The 19,286-nt window shown below is 65.1% G+C and carries 19 protein-coding genes; 6 read left to right on the forward strand and 13 right to left on the reverse strand.

What is annotated here, in order from left to right; translation table 11 throughout:
• Positions 1-113: 113 nt before the first annotated feature.
• On the reverse strand, positions 114-1,028 hold the full coding sequence (locus G6N27_RS13245) for an enoyl-CoA hydratase (protein WP_163776735.1): 915 nt from the start codon (positions 1,026-1,028) through the stop codon (positions 114-116).
• A 146-nt stretch (positions 1,029-1,174) separates the two neighbouring features.
• Between G6N27_RS13245 and G6N27_RS13250 the strand changes: the two genes are divergently transcribed.
• From G6N27_RS13250 to G6N27_RS13260, 3 genes are all read left to right on the forward strand, one after another.
• Positions 1,175-1,339 (forward strand): hypothetical protein, encoded by a 165-nt coding sequence (locus tag G6N27_RS13250; RefSeq protein WP_163776736.1) that lies wholly within the window; start codon positions 1,175-1,177, stop codon positions 1,337-1,339.
• Complete coding sequence (locus tag G6N27_RS13255; protein ID WP_163776737.1) at positions 1,340-2,833, forward strand: alpha,alpha-trehalose-phosphate synthase (UDP-forming); 1,494 nt, start codon at positions 1,340-1,342, stop codon at positions 2,831-2,833.
• Positions 2,834-2,897: 64 nt separating this feature from the next.
• Positions 2,898-3,461 carry a hypothetical protein gene (locus tag G6N27_RS13260; RefSeq protein ID WP_163776738.1) on the forward strand — a complete coding sequence of 188 codons (564 nt, stop codon included), beginning with the start codon at positions 2,898-2,900 and terminating at the stop codon, positions 3,459-3,461.
• A 12-nt stretch (positions 3,462-3,473) separates the two neighbouring features.
• On the opposite strand, the gene G6N27_RS13265 is transcribed toward G6N27_RS13260, so the two are convergent.
• From G6N27_RS13265 to G6N27_RS13320, 12 genes are all read right to left on the reverse strand, one after another.
• On the reverse strand, positions 3,474-3,956 hold the full coding sequence (locus G6N27_RS13265; RefSeq protein ID WP_163776739.1) for a mammalian cell entry protein: 483 nt from the start codon (positions 3,954-3,956) through the stop codon (positions 3,474-3,476).
• On the reverse strand, positions 3,956-4,615 hold the full coding sequence (locus tag G6N27_RS13270; protein ID WP_232064575.1) for a mammalian cell entry protein: 660 nt from the start codon (positions 4,613-4,615) through the stop codon (positions 3,956-3,958). The genes G6N27_RS13265 and G6N27_RS13270 overlap by 1 nt, the downstream gene beginning before the upstream one ends.
• Positions 4,616-4,629: 14 nt before the next feature.
• On the reverse strand, positions 4,630-6,342 hold the full coding sequence (locus G6N27_RS13275; protein WP_163776741.1) for a virulence factor Mce family protein: 1,713 nt from the start codon (positions 6,340-6,342) through the stop codon (positions 4,630-4,632).
• Positions 6,342-7,502, reverse strand: a complete 1,161-nt coding sequence (locus tag G6N27_RS13280) for an MCE family protein (RefSeq protein WP_163776742.1) — start codon at positions 7,500-7,502, stop codon at positions 6,342-6,344. The genes G6N27_RS13275 and G6N27_RS13280 overlap by 1 nt, the downstream gene beginning before the upstream one ends.
• On the reverse strand, positions 7,499-8,905 hold the full coding sequence (locus G6N27_RS13285; RefSeq protein WP_163776743.1) for a virulence factor Mce family protein: 1,407 nt from the start codon (positions 8,903-8,905) through the stop codon (positions 7,499-7,501). Before G6N27_RS13285 ends, G6N27_RS13280 begins: the two co-directional genes overlap by 4 nt.
• A complete protein-coding gene (locus G6N27_RS13290) occupies positions 8,902-9,972 on the reverse strand; it encodes an MCE family protein (protein WP_163776744.1) in 1,071 nt (356 codons plus the stop codon). The genes G6N27_RS13285 and G6N27_RS13290 overlap by 4 nt, the downstream gene beginning before the upstream one ends.
• On the reverse strand, positions 9,962-11,008 hold the full coding sequence (locus G6N27_RS13295; protein ID WP_163776745.1) for an MCE family protein: 1,047 nt from the start codon (positions 11,006-11,008) through the stop codon (positions 9,962-9,964). The genes G6N27_RS13290 and G6N27_RS13295 overlap by 11 nt, the downstream gene beginning before the upstream one ends.
• A complete protein-coding gene (locus G6N27_RS13300) occupies positions 11,008-12,210 on the reverse strand; it encodes an MCE family protein (protein ID WP_163776746.1) in 1,203 nt (400 codons plus the stop codon). The genes G6N27_RS13295 and G6N27_RS13300 overlap by 1 nt, the downstream gene beginning before the upstream one ends.
• A gap of 49 nt (positions 12,211-12,259) precedes the next feature.
• Positions 12,260-13,102, reverse strand: a complete 843-nt coding sequence (locus G6N27_RS13305; RefSeq protein WP_163776747.1) for an MlaE family ABC transporter permease — start codon at positions 13,100-13,102, stop codon at positions 12,260-12,262.
• A 4-nt stretch (positions 13,103-13,106) separates the two neighbouring features.
• Positions 13,107-13,871, reverse strand: a complete 765-nt coding sequence (locus G6N27_RS13310) for an MlaE family ABC transporter permease (protein WP_163776748.1) — start codon at positions 13,869-13,871, stop codon at positions 13,107-13,109.
• Between the two features lie 266 nt (positions 13,872-14,137).
• Positions 14,138-15,049: a 3-oxoacyl-ACP reductase gene (locus G6N27_RS13315; protein ID WP_163776749.1), complete on the reverse strand. Its 912-nt coding sequence runs from the start codon at positions 15,047-15,049 to the stop codon at positions 14,138-14,140.
• A gap of 63 nt (positions 15,050-15,112) precedes the next feature.
• The gene (locus G6N27_RS13320) at positions 15,113-15,304 is read right to left on the reverse strand and encodes a ferredoxin (protein ID WP_163776750.1); all 192 of its coding nucleotides are present in this window, start codon (positions 15,302-15,304) and stop codon (positions 15,113-15,115) included.
• Between the two features lie 176 nt (positions 15,305-15,480).
• Between G6N27_RS13320 and G6N27_RS13325 the strand changes: the two genes are divergently transcribed.
• From G6N27_RS13325 to fadD17, 3 genes are read left to right on the forward strand one after another with little or no spacing between them, the layout of a single operon-like run.
• A complete protein-coding gene (locus G6N27_RS13325; RefSeq protein WP_163776751.1) occupies positions 15,481-16,662 on the forward strand; it encodes an acyl-CoA dehydrogenase family protein in 1,182 nt (393 codons plus the stop codon).
• A 17-nt stretch (positions 16,663-16,679) separates the two neighbouring features.
• Positions 16,680-17,777 carry an acyl-CoA dehydrogenase family protein gene (locus tag G6N27_RS13330; RefSeq protein WP_163776752.1) on the forward strand — a complete coding sequence of 366 codons (1,098 nt, stop codon included), beginning with the start codon at positions 16,680-16,682 and terminating at the stop codon, positions 17,775-17,777.
• A gap of 2 nt (positions 17,778-17,779) precedes the next feature.
• Positions 17,780-19,285 carry a long-chain-fatty-acid--CoA ligase FadD17 gene (gene fadD17 / locus G6N27_RS13335; RefSeq protein WP_163776753.1) on the forward strand — a complete coding sequence of 502 codons (1,506 nt, stop codon included), beginning with the start codon at positions 17,780-17,782 and terminating at the stop codon, positions 19,283-19,285.
• Position 19,286: the final 1 nt, after the last annotated feature.

Genomic DNA, 19,286 nt, shown 5'->3' on the forward strand with positions numbered 1-19,286 from the left:
GTCATAGCAGACGCCGGGAGGTCGACGAACTCGATATGCCTGCCTTAAAGCGACAAGTTGTCGCTCAGAGGCGGGCACAAACACTGCCCACCTGCGGAGAGGTCGCTACAAACTCACGGGGTATCGCGCTGGGACTGCTTCGACGGCTTCGCGTTGCGCCAATCCTCGACGTCGGGCGGCAGCCCGATCGGGTACCGATTCTCGTTGTGCGCCGCCCAGTGTGCGTGGCCGAGTTCGTGGATGTGGAACGCGTGCCGCAGCGCCTCGGTGAAGCCCATCGCATCCGATGCCGCGTTCACCGAGTCTTTGATCAGCAGCGCGGCCATGGTGGGCCGCTCGGCGATGCGCTTGGCGAACTCCAAAGTCTTGTCCGCCAATTCTTCGGTCGGAAAGATTTTCGAGACCATGCCGAGCCGGTAAGCTTCGTCGGCGTCCAGGTAGTCGCCGGTAAGCAGCAGCTCCTTGGCTTTGCGCGGGCCGAATTCCCAAGGGTGGGCATAGTATTCGACGCCGGGCATGCCCATCCGCACACCTACGACGTCACTGAACTTGGCGTTGTCGGCGGCGACGATCAGGTCGCACGCCCAGATCAGCATCAGCCCCGCCGAGATCGCGTTGCCCTGCACCTGCGCGATGGTGATCTTGCGTAGATCACGCCAGCGGCAGGTGTTCTGGAAGAAGTAGTGCCACTCCTGCAGATAGGTTTTTTCGGCGACGGCATCGCGGTTGGCGCCGTTGATCCGGAAGCTCGGGAGCTGGTCGGGTCCGGGTGCACGTTCGGCCAGGGCCAACTCCGAACCCAGGTCGTGCCCGGCGGAGAAGTTCTTGCCGCGCGCTGCCAGGATCACCACCCGCACGGTGTCGTCGGCCTCGGCCCTCAGGAAGGCCTCGTCGAGTTGGACCAGCAGGCCGCGACTCTGCGCGTTGTGGGCCTCGGGCCGGTTCAGCCAGATCCGGGCAACCCGGCCCTCGTCGAGCGTCTCGTAGGCCACCAACTCATCGGACTTCGCCTCAACCGGGACTGCCATCGGCCACCTCGCTCGCTGGAGTTGTGTCTCACTACCCGGCTTCTCGTCGGGCGAGTGCTTACACATTACGACCACGCCGTAACGCCTCTACCGGCGGGTTGTGGCACCCGATGCGGCTGTTTACGCACTTCGCCTACAGTTATGTCATGCCCGCCAAATCTGAGACCCATGAAATCGACGACGTCGAGCCTCTGGCCGACGACACGGCCAGCCAGGCCAGGCGCGTAGTAGCGGCCTACGCGACCGACGCCGACGAATGCCGCATCTTCTTGTCGATGCTTGGCATCGGGCCGGCGAAGATCGAGGTGTAGGTGCCCCGCGCGGCAGGCCAAGGGGGGCGAAGTTCGCCGAAGAAGACTGTCAACGGGGAATCCGACTTCGTGGTGGTGGCTAATCGGCTGCCGGTCGACTTGGAACGATTGCCCGACGGCACCACCACCTGGAAGCGCAGCCCGGGCGGCCTGGTCACCGCGCTAGAACCAATCTTGCGTCGCAGGCACGGCGCCTGGATCGGCTGGTCGGGCGGCGTCGACGACGACGACGTCGACGCCGAGGACGAACCGATCCTGCTCGAGGAGCTTCGGCTGCACCCCGTCCGTCTGTCATCCGACGACGTCGAGGAGTACTACGAGGGCTTCTCGAACGCCACGCTCTGGCCGCTCTATCACGACGTCATCGTCAAACCGCTCTATCACCGGGAGTGGTGGGACCGCTACGTCGCGGTCAACCGCCGGTTCGCCAAGGCCGCGGCACGCGCCGCCGCCACCGGCGCGGTCGTCTGGGTGCAGGACTACCAGCTTCAGCTGGTCCCGAAAATGCTGCGCGAACTGCGACCCGATCTGACGATCGGGTTTTTTCTGCACATCCCCTTCCCGCCCGTCGAACTGTTCATGCAACTCCCGTGGCGCTCCGAGATCGTCGAGGGCCTGCTCGGCGCAGACCTGGTGGGGTTCCACTTGGCCGGCGGCGCACAGAACTTCCTCATCCTGGCGAGACGCTTGCTCGGCGCGCCCACCTCCCGCGCGTCGGTGGGGGTGCGGTCCCGACCCGGTCATGTGGACCTCGACGACCGGACCGTTCGGGTGGGCGCGTTCCCCATCTCGATCGATTCGGCTGAGCTCGACCAGAAGGGCCGGGATCGAAGCATCCGACGGCGGGCCAAGGAGATCCGGGCCGAGGTCGGCAACCCCCGCAAAATCATGCTCGGCGTCGACCGGCTGGACTACACCAAAGGCATCGATGTGCGACTCAAGGCGTTCGCCGAGCTGCTCGCCGAGGGCCGTGTCAAAGGCGACGACACTGTGCTCGTGCAACTCGCCACACCCAGCCGTGAGCGGGTGGACAGCTATCAGAAGCTGCGCGAGGACATCGAACGCCAGGTCGGCCACATCAACGGTGAGTACGCCGAGGTCGGCCATCCGGTGGTGCATTATCTGCACCGCCCCATTCCGCGCGACGAGCTGATCGCGTTCTTCGTCGCCAGCGACGTCATGCTGGTCACCCCGCTGCGCGACGGGATGAACCTGGTGGCCAAGGAGTACGTCGCGTGCCGCAGCGATCTCGGCGGGGCACTGGTGCTCAGCGAATTCACCGGCGCCGCAGCCGAACTCCAACAGGCCTACCAGGTCAATCCGCATGACACCGAAGGCGTCAAAGCCGGTATCGAAGCGGCGCTCAACCAGTCGCCTGAGGAGGGGCGGCGCCGGATGCGGGCGCTGCGACGGCAGGTACTGGTCCACGATGTCGACCGGTGGGCCCGGTCCTTCCTCGATGCGCTGACCGAGGGACGGCCGTCAAACAGCTGAATCCGTGGTGCCCTTACGGGCACACTGCGATACTCGATGCACCCGTCCGGAAGGGAGCGCGAAGGTGATCATCTCCCGCGGCCTGACCGCCGCCGCCGTCGTGACGCTCGCGGCCGTCGCCACCGCAGGCCCCGCCAAAGCGTTGGGGCCGCCACCGGATGGTCTGTACAACTTCAGCGAAGCGGGTGCGCCGGCGGGCACATGGAAGATCTACGCGCTCTGCGATGCGCCGTCACGGCAGCGGGCGATCCCCGATTTCACCGATCCGGTCGTCGCGGCGGACCTGTGTGCGCTGAACGTCGTGAGCACCACCCCGAGCCTGGCCAGCCGGTCCGAGCGGCAGGCGAATTACAGCGGTAGGGCCCGCTTGACCAGTGACCTGTGGACCTTTCAGGTGCCGAAACCTGAGGGCATGATGTGTCCGGATGGCAGCACCGCGGCCACGATGGAAACGTATGCGTTCGATGACGTTTCGCTGGCCGGCACGCACACCAGCGTCCACGGCGATGTCTGCGGGTTACAGCCCGGGATGACCAAAACGCCGTTCACACTGGCATTTCAGGCGCCGCTGCCCAACCCGGTCGAGCGTTACCCGTTGAACTGCAACGAGATCGGACAGTGTCGCTGAGCTACGAACGGCTCAGATCGGCGTGATGAAGTTGATCAGCCACTTGCCGCCGATCTGCTGGTAGTCGACCCGCAGCCTGCTGCCGTCATAGACCGGTTGCTTCGACTTGTCCGTCACGGTGCGGTTCATGTAGACCATCACCGAAGCCGAATCACGTTTGGCGGCCATAACTCCCACGCCGACGACGTTGGCCTGCACGACCACTTCCCGCTTCTTGGCCTCAGGGATGATCTGCGCGTTGACACTTCGCTCGAACTCTCGACGATAGGACGGCGTCAGCAACGGGAATGCGTCGGAAAGGCTTCGCTCGACGGTCTGGAAGTCATAGGCGAAAACCCGGGGTATCTCGTCCTTGGCCAGCTTCGGCAGCGTCGCGCGGGCCGCCTGCTCGCCACGGGTCTCGACGCGATCCCAGTAGAACCAGCCGCTGGCGGCCGCCAACCCGACGAACGTGGTAATCAGCAGGCTGACGACGGCGGCGATCAACCACCGCATCAGTTGCCCCCGTCCGGGTACTTCAGGTCATAGCCGGTCATCCGACCGGTGTCGTCCTCGTGCACGATGACGCGCATCCGAAACGGAACCGACGGCTTGTTCACGCCTTCCATGTCGGTCGCGGTCACCCGCAGCGACACCAGCACCGACGCATTGTCGGTGACGTCGTCGACGCCCTCCAAGGCGGCGCCGTTGACGACCGCCTCCGAGCTGGAATTGGTATGGCGGAAAATCGCTTTGATGTTCTCGACGTTGTTGTTGGCGCTGAGCATGCCTCGCAGCGGCCCACTGGTGCCGTCCACCATTCGCCCGACGCTCTGGTCGATGGTGTCCTGGGTATAGCTGAACATGTTGACCACCGTCTGGGTGGCAGTGTCGATGAAGCGCTGCTGGCGCGCCTGGGTGGCATCGGCGTGGCGCTGCTGGATCAGCTCGAATGTCAAACCGCTTGCCAGCGCGGCGATCCCGATCACTCCAAAGGCGAGCGCGAGCCAACCCACCCGCACGCGGTGGGCGGGCCGACGCGGTGGCGGCCCGACCGGGGTGTTCTGCCGTTTGACCGACGATGCCGACGTGGCGACCTCGACGGTCGTAGTCGCAACCTCACTACCGGTGGGCCCAGCGGCCCGCGAAGCCCGTCGTCGCGCGGGCCGGGTCACAGGCTCTGCTTCTGTCACAACTGCCTCGGGTCACGCATCAGGTCCACCCAATTCTCCGCACTCGACACTCTGCCGGGCGCGAAGATACCAGTGGTTCCATCGGGGTCCTGGAAAGCGCCGGTGCTCTGGTCGTAGGTGGTGTACGCCGCGCCGTTGGCCTGCGGCGCCGGGCCGGGCGGCGGTCCCCACGGCTTCTCCGGCGGCGGGTACGGCGCCGGAGGTGACAACCCTTCGGGCGGTGGCGGCGCCGGAACCGCCTTGGGGAAGGGTATCGCCGGGTTCTGCGGCGGGTAAGGCGACGGCGGGATCCACGCCTGCCTCCCGTCGGTGCCACCGGTGTTGGGTGGCGGTTGCACCGGGAAAGGCTGGTTTGGGGCCGGACCGGGCCCGGCGACCACACCCGGCGGGAGCGGCCCCGCGATCGCTGTACCCGGGTCGGGGTCATTGCGCGGTGGGATATAGGGGAACTTGTTGGGCGGCAGGATGTTCAGCCCGTTGGTCACCGGGGTGTCGTACGGGATCGGCGGACCGCGCCAGGGATTGGTGCCGGTCGGCACGTAGCCGCGCGGATCACGGCAGAGCGCAACCGTCGGCGCCCGCTTACCCGGAAACTCTTGGCACGGGTAGTTACGCGCGCCGCGCACAGTCGACGGATCGTTCTGCGCCGTCTTGCAATACATGTCCGTCGGGATCTCCCGCACCGTCTCGTCGGCGGGTGTCCGGATCAACGGCGGCGGGATGAAGCCGGTGTTGCACGGCGGCGGGTCGATGTTGATCTTGAAGTCGAGCTTGGCGCCCTCGTCCTGAGGCTCACCGCCCGCCGCGGTGGTGATGGCGGCGAACAACGCGGGCAGCACGACGAGGAGTTGCTCGATCGACTTGTGATAGATCACGCCGACCCGGCCGAGGTTGGCCAGGCTGGCCGCGAGGATCGGGAACGACGGGCGAATGCCGGAGAAAGCCGTGTTCGCCTGGTCCACTGCCCCCGGCACGACGTCCAAGGTCGTCCGCAGCTGCGGGTCGGCGTTGCGCACTTCGGAAGTGAACCGCGCCAGCCCGTTGGAGAGCGCCTTGATGCTGTCGCCGGAACGGATTTGGGCCTGCAGGAAGGGCCCGAGCTGATCGATCAGTTGCGATGTCTGCGGGAAGTTGGCGTTGGCTTCGTCGACCAACAGACGGGCCGACTCGATCAACCTGGCCAGCTGCGGACCGGTTCCGTTGAACGCGGTGAAGGTCTCGTGTAAGAGCTCCCGCAGTCGGGTATCGGCGACGCTGTTGACCAGCGTCTCCGATTGGTGCAGCAAGGTCGCAACTTCCACACCGATCACCGTGTTGTCTCGTGCGATGCGAGACCCGTTGTGCAGCTTGGTGTCTGCGGGACGCGCGGGTGGCACCAGGTCGATATACTGCTCGCCGATTGCAGACACGCTCTTCACCGACGCGGTGACGTTCGACGGGACGCTGGTGCCGCTGTTCAGTCGCATGACCGCATCGACACCGTGCTGATTCAGGCCTACCGACTCGACCCGTCCGACCGCGACTCCGCGGTAGGTGACGTTGGCATTCTTGTACAGACCGCCGCCGGCGACGAAATCCGCTGTCACCGAGTAGGTCCCAATGCCCAGCGCAGCGGGCAACCGCAGATAGAAGATCGCCATCACCGCGACGGTGATCACCGTGACCACCCCGAAGATAGCCAGTTGCATTTTGGTCAGACGATCAAGCATCAGTGTTGTCCTGCCGGTGCGCCCGGAGGGATCTTGAACGGGTCGGCAGCCTGCCCGGACAGATTGGCCATCTCGCCGATGAGGAAGTCCGGCGGGTTCAAGACGTCGGGCATGTGCTGCATGTTCGGGTCCAGCGGCCACGACGTGGTGAAGATCGTCTCGCCGAGCCGGCGGACCGTCAGGTCGAACGTGGTGAAGACGTTCAGGTAGTCACCACGCACCGCCTGCTTGATCCCGAAGTTCGGAAACGGGAACGTCGGCAACAACTGCAGTGACGTCACGAAGTTCTTCCGATTGTCGGCCAGCGCCTTGGTCGCCGAGTAGAGGCTTTTGAGATCTTCGGCGAAATCCACTTTGGTTTGCGAAAGGACATGGGCGGCAACGGTCGCCACCTTCTTCAGCGCGGCAAACGCCTCGACAATTTTGTCCCGGTTCTTGTTGAGCACGATCAGCGCACCGGGCAGCGAATCCAAGGTTCGCCCGAGGCTGTCTTTATTGCCGGCCAGGATGGCCGAGAACCGGTCCAATCCTTCGATGGCTGCGATGATGTCGTTGACTTGGTTGTTCAGCCCGGCCGTCAACTGAGCGAGCCGCGGCACCAGATCGACGAATTGGCTTTCTCTGCCGGCGACCGCCTTGTATGTCTCGTCAGTGATGTCTTGCAGCGCCGCGAGATTACCCTTATTCACCACGACGCCGAGCGCGGAAAGCACCTCTTCGGTGGTGGGATAGCGCTTGGTACGAGATTCCTGGATGGTCGAGCCGTTGACCAGCTTGCCCACCGCCGGTTCGTTCTTCGGTGCGGCGAGTTCGACATGCTGCGAACCCAGCAGCGAGGTCTGCGCGACATTGGCCGTCGAGTTCGCCGGCAGCACCACGTTGCGGTCCACCGCGAGTTTGACTGCGGCGAAGAAACTTCCGTCCGGACGCTGCACGGCGTCGATCCCGGACACGCTGCCGACAGTGACATCGTCGACCATCACCGGCGAATTCTGCGGCAGCGTTGCCACGTCAGCCAGGTCGACGGTGATCGAGTAGGAGCCTGGGCCGTGTCCTGCAGTCCCGGGCAGCGCAACTGAGTTCAATCCACCGAACTGACATCCCGCCAGCAGAGCACTCCCCGCCGCTAACACACTGCCACGCAACAAGATCCGCTTCATCGGCCCGCCCCTTGCTCGGCGGGTAAGGGTCCCGGGGCGGCCGGGGCAGGCCCGGGCAGCGGACCGAACTGACCCGACGCCGGGGCAGGTGCGGCGGGGGTGGGACCCGCACCCGGGGCCGGCGGCATCAACAGTGCCTGCAGATCCGTCGGGTTGGGCGGATGCACACCGGGCGCCGGGATCCATTTCAGATCTGGAATCGGTGTCTGCGCCTTGGCCTGAGTGGCCGGGGTGTCGTAGATGATCTGACCCTTGTAGGCGGTAATCGTGTTGAGCGGGTGGAACATGATCGGCGGATAGTTGAACGTCAACCGGCGCAGCGGCGGAGCCAGTCGTTCCCGGCAGATTTCGGCACGCTTGTAATACTCCGGCGCGGACAGCCCGGCCGCGGTGTCGAAGGAACCGCCGCAGATGAACTGAACAGGGTTGGAGAACTCAGGAATCGAGAGCAAACCATTCAGCGTGCCCTGGGCCGGGTCGTAGATGTTGTAGAAGTTGGCGATACCGGGTCCGGCGACATGGAGCACCTGCTCGATGTCTTCGCTCTGATCGCTCAATACCTTGGTCAGATCATTCAGCTTGTCGACGGTCCCGATCAGTGTGGAGTTGTTCTGTTGCAGGAAACCTCTGACGTCCACAAGCGCCTGGTTCAGGGTCGCGAGAGTCTGGTCGAGGTGGGTAGAGCTGTTGGCGAGGACCTGCGAGACCGACGCCACGTGGCCGGCGAATGAGACGATCTGCTCGTTGCTCTTCGACAGCGCGTCGACCAGCACCCCGAGGTTCTTCACCGTGCCGAAGACATCGGTGCGGGAATCACCGAGACGGCCGGCAACTTGCGACAACTCACGCAGCGCGCTGTGGAACGAGTCGCCGTTGCCGTCGAACGTGTCGGCGGCCTGGTTGATCAGTGTGCCCAACGGTCCTTGCAGCTGCCCGGCGGCGGGGCTCAGCTGTTTGGCCAGATCCGTCAGCGATGCTTTGACCTCATCCCACTCGACCGGCACCGCGGTGTGCGCCAAGTCGATCGTCGCCCCGTCCGGCATCGCCGGCCCGTGGGTGTAGGCGGGCGTGAGCTGGATGAACCGCGCCGCAACGAGATTGGGCGACATGATGACCGCGCGTGCACCCTGCGGAACCTTGACCCCGTCGTCCACCGCCATGGTGATTTTGACGTCGGTTGCGCGGGGCTCGATCGACGCGATCTTGCCGACCGGTACGCCGACGATCCGGATCTGGTCGCCGGGATACAGCCCGACCGCTGAGGTGAAATAAGCAACGATCTTGTTGCCGCCGTTGCCCGGCCAGACCAGATAGGCACCCACCGCGAGCAATAGGGCGAGCAGTACGACCAGCGCTCGCCGCACGCTGCGGTGGCGCTGCCTGAGGGCCGAGAAAAGTTTCATGGCGCCTGCGGCCTTATCCGCCAGCGTTCCTGGACCATCCCGCGCAGGTAGTCCGCGAAACTCGCCGGCAGCTTGCCGGGCTGGAACACTGCATCGAACATCGTCGCGACCAGCGGTGACGGCAGTAGCCCGTAGACGTTCACGTTGAAGCCAGGGCCTGATCCGACGACCTCACCGAGCGTGGTCGCGTACGGTGGCAGCCGTTTCAGCGCTTCGCTGATGTAATCGCGACGCTCGTTTAGGTTGTCCAGCACAGAATTCAGCTTGTTCAGCGACGGCCCGAATTCTCTGCGGTTGTCGGCCACGAAACCCGAAAGCTGTGCGGACACATCGTCGATGCCGGCGATCAGCTCGGCCAGCGCGGCACGCCGCGCGTCGAGCGCGGCAAACAGTTGGCTGCCGTCCACGACCAGCCTGTTGACCTGTCCGGCTCGCTGCGCCAGCACCGCAGTCACCGACTTAGCGTGCGCCAGAAGGCTTTCCAATGCCTGGTCACGTTTGTTCAGCGTCCGCGACAGCGACGTGACGCCGTCCAGCGCGCCGCGCAGTTGCGGCGTGGCGTCGTGCAGTGCGTCGGTAAGGACCTTCAGCGACTTCTCGAATTGGGGCTTGTCCAAGTTGCCGGCGTTGTCGCCCAGGTCCTCCAGCGCGGAGCCTAAGGCGTACGGCGTGGTCGTCCGGTTCAGCGGAATCGTCGTGGCCATCCCGCTGCCGGCCGGCGTCACGCCGACCGAGCGCTGCCCCAGGATGGTTTCGGTCCGGATCGCTGCCAGCGATTGGTTGCCGACGTGCACGTGACGGTCCACGGTGAAGTCGACCCTGGCGGTGTCGCCGGCCAGGCTGACCGACTGCACCTTACCGACCTTGATACCCGAGACGAAAACGTCGTTTCCAGGATTGATGCCGCCCGCGTCGCTGAAGTACGCGGTGTAACCCCGGCCCTGGGGCCAGAACGGCAACTTGCTGTACCCGAACGCGACCAAAATGACGCACACCACGAGAACCACGCCGAAGATGCCCGTGCGCAGCGGGTCCCGTTCTTGTCTGGAGCCGGCGTTACTTGGCAAAAGCGCACCTCCCCTTGCTGGGATCGGCCTGACCGCCGAACGGGATCGAAATGTCGCTACCGGCCGGTCCGTTGATCTTGAGCGTGACGGTGCAGAAGTAGATGTTGAAGTAAGCCCCATATGCCCCGAGCGCGGACAGCCGGAGGTAGTCCTCGCCGAGTTGCTCGACGTCGTTGTCCACCTCGCCTATTCGATCCTGGGTCTCGGTGGCGATCGGTCGGGTGTTCTCGATGACGCCCTGCAGCGGCCGTCGTCCCTGCTTCAGGAACTGGGTCAGATCCGTTGTCGCCGAGGCCAGCGGCGGAATGGCGCCGGCGATCGCGTCTCGGCCCTGCGCCAGCCCGGTGATCAGTTTCTGCAGCTCGTCGACGCTGGCCGAGAACTGCGCGCCCTTGGCGTCGACGGTGCCCAGCACCGTGTTGAGGTTGGTGATCACGTCGCCGATCACTTGGTCGCGGGCACCCAGCGTCGATCCGAAGGTGTTGGTGTCGGCCAGCAGATTCGACAGTGCCCCGCCCTGGCCCTGCAGCAGCTGGATGACGTAGCTGCTGACCGTGTTGATCTTGTCGGCGTCCAAGCCCTTGAGCACCGGACGTAGGCCGCCGAGCAGCGCGTCGAGGTCCAGCGCCGGCTGGGTGTGCTGCTGGTCGATCGTCCCTCCCGGCCGCAACCTGCGTAATTCCCCAGGGCCGGCGGTGATTTCGAGAAACCGGTCACCGACCAGGTTGTCGTAGCGGATAAGCGCGCGCGTCGAGGTGTACAGCGTGTAGCGCTTGTCCACGCCGAAGGTCACGTCGACGCTGTTGTTGGGATTGAGCTTGAGCCCTTTGACCGCGCCGACCGGGACCCCCGCGATGCGGACTTTCTGGCCGGATTTCAACCGCGTCGCGTCGGTGAAGTTGGCGTGGTAGGTGTTCTCCGGCCCGAACCGGAACTCACCGAAGATCACCACCAGGCCGACCGCCACCAAGAGCATGGTCACGGTGAAGATGCCGACCTTGATCAGCATCGAGCGCTGCGATTCCCTACCGTCCATCAGCGGTCGTCCCGTTCCGCGAACGCGCCGTGGAACAACCACTGCAGCGTCGAAGGCGCGTCGACCTGCATCTCGGTGAACGGCTCGTAGGGAATGTTGGCGTTGTCGGTCACCAGGAACGGTGACCGGAAGAAGGACCCGCCGCTCTGCTTGGTCGGGATGTCAGGCAGGCCACGGCAGTTCGGCCCACCCGTCGCGTTGACGACCGGCAGGCTTTCCGGATAGGTGTACGACGGCGCACCCAGGATGAAGCTCGACGACGTGAACAGTCCCGCCTTGCGCACACCGATCAGGGGCGCGAATTCTTCGATGCCACGCTCGATTCCGGCGAACAGGCAGCCGAATTCCGGCGAGTAGTCACCGGCGAGCTTGAGCGGCGCGCGCAGCCGTTGCAGAGCGGCGATCAAATCCTGCTCGGCTGGTGCAAGCGTGTCATATGCGTTGTTGGACAACCCGATCGCCGAAAGCAGGGTGGTGTTCAGATTGGTCTGCTGATCGACGACCGTCCGGGCGATCGTCGGCGTGTTGTTGAACACCGAGACGAGATCGGGCGCCGCATCGGAGTAGATGTTGGCGACCGCAGCCGTCTTCCGAAAGTCCTGTTGGAGGGTCGGGAGTTTCGGGTTGGTCTGCTGCGCAAGGGTATTCAGCCCGGCAAGCAATGCGCCGAGATCATTACCGTGTCCACGGAAGCCTTCGGCGACAGCACCAAGTGTGCCGTTCAGCTCGACGGGGTCGATCTTGTGTAGCAAATCGATCAGCGACTGGAACAAGGTGTTGACTTCCAGCGAGACCGCTGACGCCGCAACGTGTGCGCCCGGGCGCAGCGTGTTCGCCAGCGGCGAGGTGGGTGGGACGAACTCCACCGACTTGGCGCCAAAAATAGTGTTGCTGGCGATGTGCACCGGCGCATTGGCCGGGATGTACTTCAGTTGGCCGGAGTCGATGGCCAGAGTCAACTGCGCCTGGTCGTCGGCGTAGCTGATGTTGTTGACCGTGCCGATCTGGATGCCGCGATATTTGACCTTGCCGCCACGGTCCATGACCAGGCCGGCGCGGGGTGCGGTGACAGTGACGGTGTCGAAGGAGGAGAACGCCGCGGTGTAGGACAGGTAGGTCAGCGCCGCGAACGCCAGCAACAGAGAGGCCAGCAGCGCCGCTGCCAGCCTGACGTGAGTGCGTCGTGCGCCGGTGCTCGCCACCGTCCCCCTTTCCTAACTCGCCGGGCTCTGCATCGCCGCCCGGCCCCCGTTACCCGGAGAGGTTGAAATTACCGGATGCGCCGTAGACAGCCAGTGAGATGAACAAAGTGATGACGACCACGACGATCAGCGACGTGCGGACCGCCTGACCTACCGCCAGACCGACCCCCACCGGACCGCCAGAAGCGTTGTAGCCGTAGTACGTATGGATCAGCATCACCCCGATCGACATCACGATGGCCTGCAGGAACGACCACAACAGATCAGTGGGGATCAGGAACGTGCCGAAGTAGTGGTCGTACAGACCGGCCGACTGCCCGTTGATGAACACGGTGGTGAAGCGGGCCGCGAAAAACGAGGCCAGCACCGCCAGCGAGTACAGCGGAACGATCGCGATCAGCCCCGCGATCAGCCGGGTGGACACCAGGTAGGACACCGAGTGCACCGCCATCGACTCGATCGCGTCGATCTCCTCGGCGACCCGCATCGCGCCCAATTGGGCGGTGGTGCCTGCGCCGATCGTGGCGGCCAACGCAATACCGGCGACGACGGGCGCGACGATGCGCACGTTGAGAAACGCCGACAGGAACCCGGTCAACGCCTCGATGCCGATGTTGCCCAGCGACTCGTAGCCCTGGACCGCGATGACGCCGCCGGACGCCAACGTCAAGAACGCGGCGACACCGACCGTGCCGCCGATGAGTACCAATGCGCCTGTGCCCATGGTCATTTCGGCGATCAGGCGAATCGTCTCTTTCCGATAGCGGGTGATCGCATTCGGGATGTAGCGCATCGACTCGCCGTAGAACAGCGCCTGCTCGCCGAAGGAGTCGACCGGCCCGCCGAACCGGGAGAACAAGCGGCGGATCCGCAGCGAGGCGTCGTAACTCATCCGTTCACCGGGCCAGCACTCGAACGCCGATCGCCGTCATGATCACGTTGATGACGAACAAGCAGATGAAGGCATACACCACCGTCTCGTTGACGGCGACACCGACGCCTTTCGGCCCCCCTTTGACTGTCAGCCCGCGGTAGCAACCGACCAGGCCGGCCACCACACCGAACAGCAGTGCCTTGACCTCGGAGAGAATCAGCTCGCCGAGATGGGTGAGCACGGTCAGGCCGCTGACGAACGCCCCCGGGTTGACGCCCTGCAACAGGACGGAGAAGACGTAGCCCCCGGCGATGCCGATCGCTGACACCAGTCCGTTGAGCAGCAGCGCGACAAATGTCGACGCCAGCACCCGGGGCACCACCAGACGCTGGATCGGGTCGATGCCCAAGACCCGCATGGCGTCGATCTCCTCGCGGATGGTGCGCGCACCCAGGTCGGCGCAGATGGCGGTCGCGCCCGCCCCGGCCACCACGAGCACGGTGACGACGGGTCCGAGCTGGGTGATCGTGCCGAACGCGGTACCGGCCCCGGACAGGTCGGCGGCGCCGATCTCGCGCAGCAGGATGTTGAGCGTGAACGCCACCAGAACCGTGAACGGAATCGCCACCAACAACGTGGGAACCAGTGATACCCGGGCGATCATCCAGGTCTGGTCGAGGAACTCGCGGAACTGAAAGGGGCGCTGGAATGTCTTGCGAAACGTGTCCAGGGACATCTCGACGAAACCGCCCACGGCCCGTGCCGGCACCGCGAGCTGTTCGATCAACCTGGTTCCCCTCTCGCGCGGGTGTCTGCAAGTTCGCCAGCGATGCCACTGCGTCCCCGGTGGGCACCACCCTGGCGTGTTTCTGAGCCGGCGGCGGTCCGCGTGAGCCGGCCAATCGTAACTAGAACAAGTTCGGAGTGTCAAAGAACGGCAAAATTAGACAAAAGTTAATAGTTTCAGCTGGTCAGGGCCATTGTGACCCAGGTCATGCTGAAACGTGTTCTAGTTACGTAGTAACGCCATCGAGCCTGGTCCGAACCAGGCTGTCAGTCCACCAAACCGGTAGCTGCAAACGTGCGTGTCGGATCGCGATCAGCAAAGTAATCTCCGAGCGCGCCGCTGAGCTTGTCGGCGTCCCAGGCCTGCGCGTCCGCCTGGAATCGGTGCTCGACCGTAGGAGCCGCCATCAGCGTCACCTGCGGGCCGTACACGATGAAAACCTGGCCGTTGACGTCCTTGGCCGCCGGCGACGCCAGAAAGCGCACCAACGTGACGACATGCTCGGGCGAGAGCGGGTCGATCCCCCCGGCGTCGACCTCCGGCGCATCGCCGAACACGTCGGCCGTCATCGCGGTCCGGGCCCGCGGCGCGATCGCGTTGGCGCACACCCCGTAGCGACCCAGACCCCGCGCCGCGGTCAAGGTGAGCGAGATGATGCCCGCCTTGGCGGCGCCGTAGTTGGCCTGCCCGACCGGACCCACCAGCCCAGCCTCCGACGAGGTGTTGATGATGCGGCCATAGACCGATCCACCGGCGTCTTTGGCCTTGGACCGCCAGTACGTCGCGGCATTGCGGGTCAGTAGGAAGTGGCCGCGCAGGTGCACGGCGATCACGGCGTCCCACTCCTCGTCGGACATGTTGAACAGCATCCGGTCGCGGGTGATCCCGGCGTTGTTGACCACGATGCTCAGGCCGCCGAGCCCGTCGGCGGTGCTGATCAACTCGTCGGCGGTGTCGCGTCGGCTGATATCACCGGCGACCGCGACCGCCTTGGAGCCGGCGGAGCTGATCTCGTCGATGACGTCAGAAGCATCCAACGCGGCGGCAATGTCGTTGACGACGACGGTTGCGCCCGCGCGGGCCAAGCCGATCGCTTCGGCGCGGCCCAATCCCGCGGCCGCCCCGGTCACCACCGCGACCTTTCCGGACAGGTCGGCCGAATTTGTGCTGTTACTCATCTAGGTACGCCGCTCCTCCTCATCGCCGGAGCTCTGCATCGTCGCCGGCGGTTATGAATACCTCTAGTCTTCGCGCGTCAGGGCGGCTCGCGGGCATTCGGCGATCGCCTGCTCGGCCGCAGCCTCCAGATCGGCCGGAATCGGGTCGGTCTTCACCACTGCGTAGTCGTCATCATCGAGGTCGAAGATATCCGGCGCGATTCCCAAGCACACCGCGTTGCCCTCACACCGGTCGTGGTCGACTATCACCCGCACGACAACCTCCTAGAACGTGACTTCCAATTCGGTATGCCCACCATACGACCCGTCCTGCTGCGTCTGGGCGATCGGTCGCTGGACCCTCAGACTAGAACGTGTTACAACCAGGAAGGCGAATGGGTGGCCGTCGATGCTGGCTGCCGAAAATCCACCGACGACTGGAGGCGGCCGGAATGCGCATCAGTTACACGCCCGAGCAGGAAGAGCTGCGTCGCGAACTGCGGTCGTACTTCGAGAAGCTGATCACCCCCGAACGTCGCGAAGCGCTGAGCTCGACATCGGGTGAGGTCGGCGAAGGCAACGTCTACCGCGAGACCGTCTCCCAGATGGGCAAAGACGGGTGGCTCACGCTCAACTGGCCCAAGAAGTACGGCGGTCAGGACCGCTCCCCGATGGACTCGCTGATCTTCACCGACGAGGCCGCGATCGCCGGCGCGCCGGTGCCGTTCCTGACCATCAACAGTGTCGCGCCGACCATCATGCACTTCGGGTCCGAGGAGCAGAAGAAATTCTTCCTACCCAAGATCGCCGCAGGTGACCTGCACTTCTCGATCGGCTACTCCGAGCCCGGCGCCGGCACCGACCTGGCGAACCTACGGACCACCGCAGTGCGTGACGGCGACGACTACGTGGTCAACGGCCAGAAGATGTGGACGAGCCTGATCGCCTACGCCGACTACGTCTGGCTGGCCGTCCGCACCAACCCCGAAGCCAAGAAGCACCGCGGCATCTCGATGCTGATCATGCCGACCACTGCCGAAGGGTTCTCTTGGACGCCGGTGCACACCATGTCGGGTGTCGACACCAGCGCCACCTACTACCAAGACGTCCGCGTTCCGGTCGCAAACCGGGTGGGTGAGGAGAATGCCGGTTGGAAGCTGGTCACCAACCAGCTCAACCACGAGCGTGTCGCGCTGGTGTCGCCCATGCCGATCATCATGGCGCTCAACCAAGTTCGCGAGTGGGCGCAGAACACCAAGGACGCCGGCGGCGCCCGGCTGATCGACTCGGAATGGGTGCAGCTCAACCTGGCCCGCGTGCACGCCAAGGTTGAAGTGCTCAAGCTGATCAACTGGGAGCTGGCCTCGTCGGACTCCGCGTCGCCGTCGCCGGCCGACGCCTCGGCGGCCAAGGTGTTCGGCACCGAACTGGCCACCGAGGCCTACCGGCTGCTGATGGAGGTGCTGGGCACAGCGGCGACGCTGCGACAGGATTCGCCCGGCGCACTGCTCCGCGGCCGGGTCGAGCGGATGCACCGGGCCTGCCTGATTCTGACCTTCGGCGGTGGCACCAACGAGGTGCAGCGCGACATCATCGGCATGGTGGCGCTCGGCCTGCCCCGAGCCAACCGCTAACGAATTCTGGAGAACCCATGGACTTCTCGACAACCGAAGCCGCCGAAGATCTCGGTGGCCTGGTCACCACGATCGTCGACGCGGTGTGCACGCCCGAGCATCAGCGCAAGCTGGATGGGCTCGACCAACGATTCGACCGTGAATTGTGGAGCAAGCTCGTCGACGCCGACATCCTTTCCACCGCCGCCCCGGAGTCGCTGGGCGGAGGCGGGTTTGGCGTGCTCGAGGAGGTCGCCGTGCTGGTCGGCCTAGGCCGTCAGCTCGCCGCGGTGCCATACCTGGAGTCGGTGGTGCTGGCCGCCGGAGCGTTGGCCCGGTTCGGGCCCGCAGAACTCCAGCAGGAGTGGGGCGTTCCCGCGGTGAGCGGCAAGAAGGTGCTCGCCGTCGCGCTCGACGGCGAAATGGGCGACGGCCCGGTGCAGGCCGCCAGCTCGGGTGACGGCTACCGACTGACCGGAACTCGCACCCAGATCGCCTACGGTCCGGTGGCAGACGGCTTCCTCGTTCCCGCGGAAACCGATTCGGGCACTTCCGTTTTCCTGGTCGCTGCTGACGATGCCGGCGTGACGGTGACTGCGCTGGAGACCACCGGACTCGGCAGCATCGGGCATCTCCGACTGGACGGCGTCGAGGTTTCCGCGCAACGGATCGTCGGCGGTGCGGAGGTCGTCTCCTGGATTTCCACCCTCGGCGTGCTGGGTCATGCCGCCTTTCAGCTCGGCGTGCTCGAACGCGGGCTGCAGTTGACCGCCGAATACGCGCAGACGCGTGAGCAATTCGACCGTCCGATCGGCAGTTTCCAGGCGGTGGGGCAACGGCTGGCCGACGGCTACATCGACGTCAAGGGCCTGCGGCTGACGTTGACCCAGGCGGCGTGGCGGCTCAGCGAGGACCTGCCGGCCGACACCGAGGTCGCGACCGCGGCCTTTTGGGCGGCCGATGCCGGACACCGGGTGGCGCACAGCATCGTGCATATCCACGGTGGTGTCGGCATCGACACCGACCACCCGGTGCACCGATATTTCCTGGCAGCCAAGCAGACTGAGTTCGCAGTGGGCGGCGCGACCGGGCAACTGCTGCGCATCGGCCGCGAATTGGCGGACACTCCCGCCTAACTGTGGACCCGCTTCCGACCGTTGTCGATCTGCTTCGGCCGCTCGTTGATGTCGACGATCGGGGCGTCTACTTCGAGGACTCCTACGTCAACTGGCGCGACCATCTGCGACACGGCGCCGCAATTGCCGCGACGCTGCGCGCGCGCCTCGACCCGGACCGACCCCCGCATGTCGGGGTCTTGTTGGAGAACACGCCGTTCTTCTCAGCCGTCCTGGTCGCGGCAGGCATGTCCGGGATCGTCCCGGTCGGTCTGAACCCGGTGCGTCGCGGCGCGGCGCTGCAACTCGACATCGACCATGCTGATTGTCAATTGGTGTTGGCGGACACGAATTCGGCTGCCCCACTGGGCGATACCGAGCACATCAATGTGGATTCCACCGCATGGCGCGACGAGGTGACCGCGCACCGCGACGCACCGCTGCAATTTCAGTCCGCTTCGGCCGACGACCTGTTCATGCTGATCTACACCTCGGGCACCAGCGGCGATCCCAAGGCGGTCATGTGCAGCCACGGGAAGGTCGCGATTGCGGGCGTGACGATGACCGATCGCTTCGGACTCGGCCCGAGCGACGTCTGCTACGCATCGATGCCGTTGTTCCACTCCAACGCGGTGCTGGTCGGATGGGCGGTGGCGTTGGCCTGCCGAGGCTCAATGGTGTTGCGGCGCAAATTCTCTGCGTCTGGATTCCTGCCAGACGTCCGCCGCTACGGCGCCACCTACGCCAACTACGTGGGAAAGCCGCTGTCGTATGTGCTGGCCCAACCCGAGCGTCCGGACGACGCCGACAATCCGTTGCGAGCGGTCTACGGGAACGAAGGCGCACCCGCCGACATCGACCGCTTCGCCACCAGGTTCGGCTGCCGGGTCATCGACGGGTTCGGCTCAACCGAGGGTGGGATTGCCATCGGGCGGACGCCGGATACCCCGGTCGGGGCTTTGGGTCCGCTGCCCGACGAGGTTCAGATCGTCGACGTCGACACCGGTGAACCCTGCCCGGTCGGTGTGGTCGGTGAGTTGGTGAACGTCACCGGCGCAGGGCGTTTCGAGGGCTACTACAAAAACCCGGAGGCCAACGCGCAACGAATGGCCGGTGGCATCTATCACAGCGGCGACCTGGCCTACCGCGACGAGGCAGGATACGCGTATTTCGCCGGACGCCTCGGCGACTGGCTACGGGTCGACGGCGAAAACCTCGGCACAGCGCCCATCGAACGGGTATTGGCACGCCATCCGGACGTAATGGAGGTGGCGGTGTACGCCGTGCCGGATCCGGCCGTCGGCGACCAGGTGATGGCAGCGCTGGTGTTGGCGACGGGTGCGGAATTCGACGCGGACAAGTTTCGCGCGTTTCTCGCCGAGCAGCCCGACCTGGGGCCCAAGCAGTGGCCGGCATACGTCCGGCTCAGCACCGGCCTACCTCGCACCGCGACATTCAAGATCCTCAAGCGGCAGCTGTCGGCCGAAGGAGTCGACTGCGCTGACCCGGTAATACCGATCCACCGCTGAC

This window comes from Mycobacterium cookii, from assembly GCF_010727945.1.
GTDB classification, from domain to species: Bacteria; Actinomycetota; Actinomycetes; order Mycobacteriales; family Mycobacteriaceae; genus Mycobacterium; species Mycobacterium cookii.

Excerpts from the sequence above, each read along its gene's own strand:
- G6N27_RS13275 (WP_163776741.1), bottom strand. The coding sequence starts at position 6,342 with ATGCTTGATCGTCTGACCAAAATGCAACTGGCTATCTTCGGGGTGGTC.
- G6N27_RS13325 (WP_163776751.1), top strand. The coding sequence starts at position 15,481 with ATGCGCATCAGTTACACGCCCGAGCAGGAAGAGCTGCGTCGCGAACTG.
- G6N27_RS13265 (WP_163776739.1), bottom strand. The coding sequence starts at position 3,956 with ATGCGGTGGTTGATCGCCGCCGTCGTCAGCCTGCTGATTACCACGTTC.
- G6N27_RS13330 (WP_163776752.1), top strand. The coding sequence starts at position 16,680 with ATGGACTTCTCGACAACCGAAGCCGCCGAAGATCTCGGTGGCCTGGTC.
- G6N27_RS13250 (WP_163776736.1), top strand. The coding sequence starts at position 1,175 with ATGCCCGCCAAATCTGAGACCCATGAAATCGACGACGTCGAGCCTCTG.
- G6N27_RS13305 (WP_163776747.1), bottom strand. The coding sequence starts at position 13,102 with ATGAGTTACGACGCCTCGCTGCGGATCCGCCGCTTGTTCTCCCGGTTC.
- G6N27_RS13245 (WP_163776735.1), bottom strand. The coding sequence starts at position 1,028 with ATGGCAGTCCCGGTTGAGGCGAAGTCCGATGAGTTGGTGGCCTACGAG.
- G6N27_RS13285 (WP_163776743.1), bottom strand. The coding sequence starts at position 8,905 with ATGAAACTTTTCTCGGCCCTCAGGCAGCGCCACCGCAGCGTGCGGCGA.
- G6N27_RS13295 (WP_163776745.1), bottom strand. The coding sequence starts at position 11,008 with ATGGACGGTAGGGAATCGCAGCGCTCGATGCTGATCAAGGTCGGCATC.
- G6N27_RS13280 (WP_163776742.1), bottom strand. The coding sequence starts at position 7,502 with ATGAAGCGGATCTTGTTGCGTGGCAGTGTGTTAGCGGCGGGGAGTGCT.
- G6N27_RS13315 (WP_163776749.1), bottom strand. The coding sequence starts at position 15,049 with ATGAGTAACAGCACAAATTCGGCCGACCTGTCCGGAAAGGTCGCGGTG.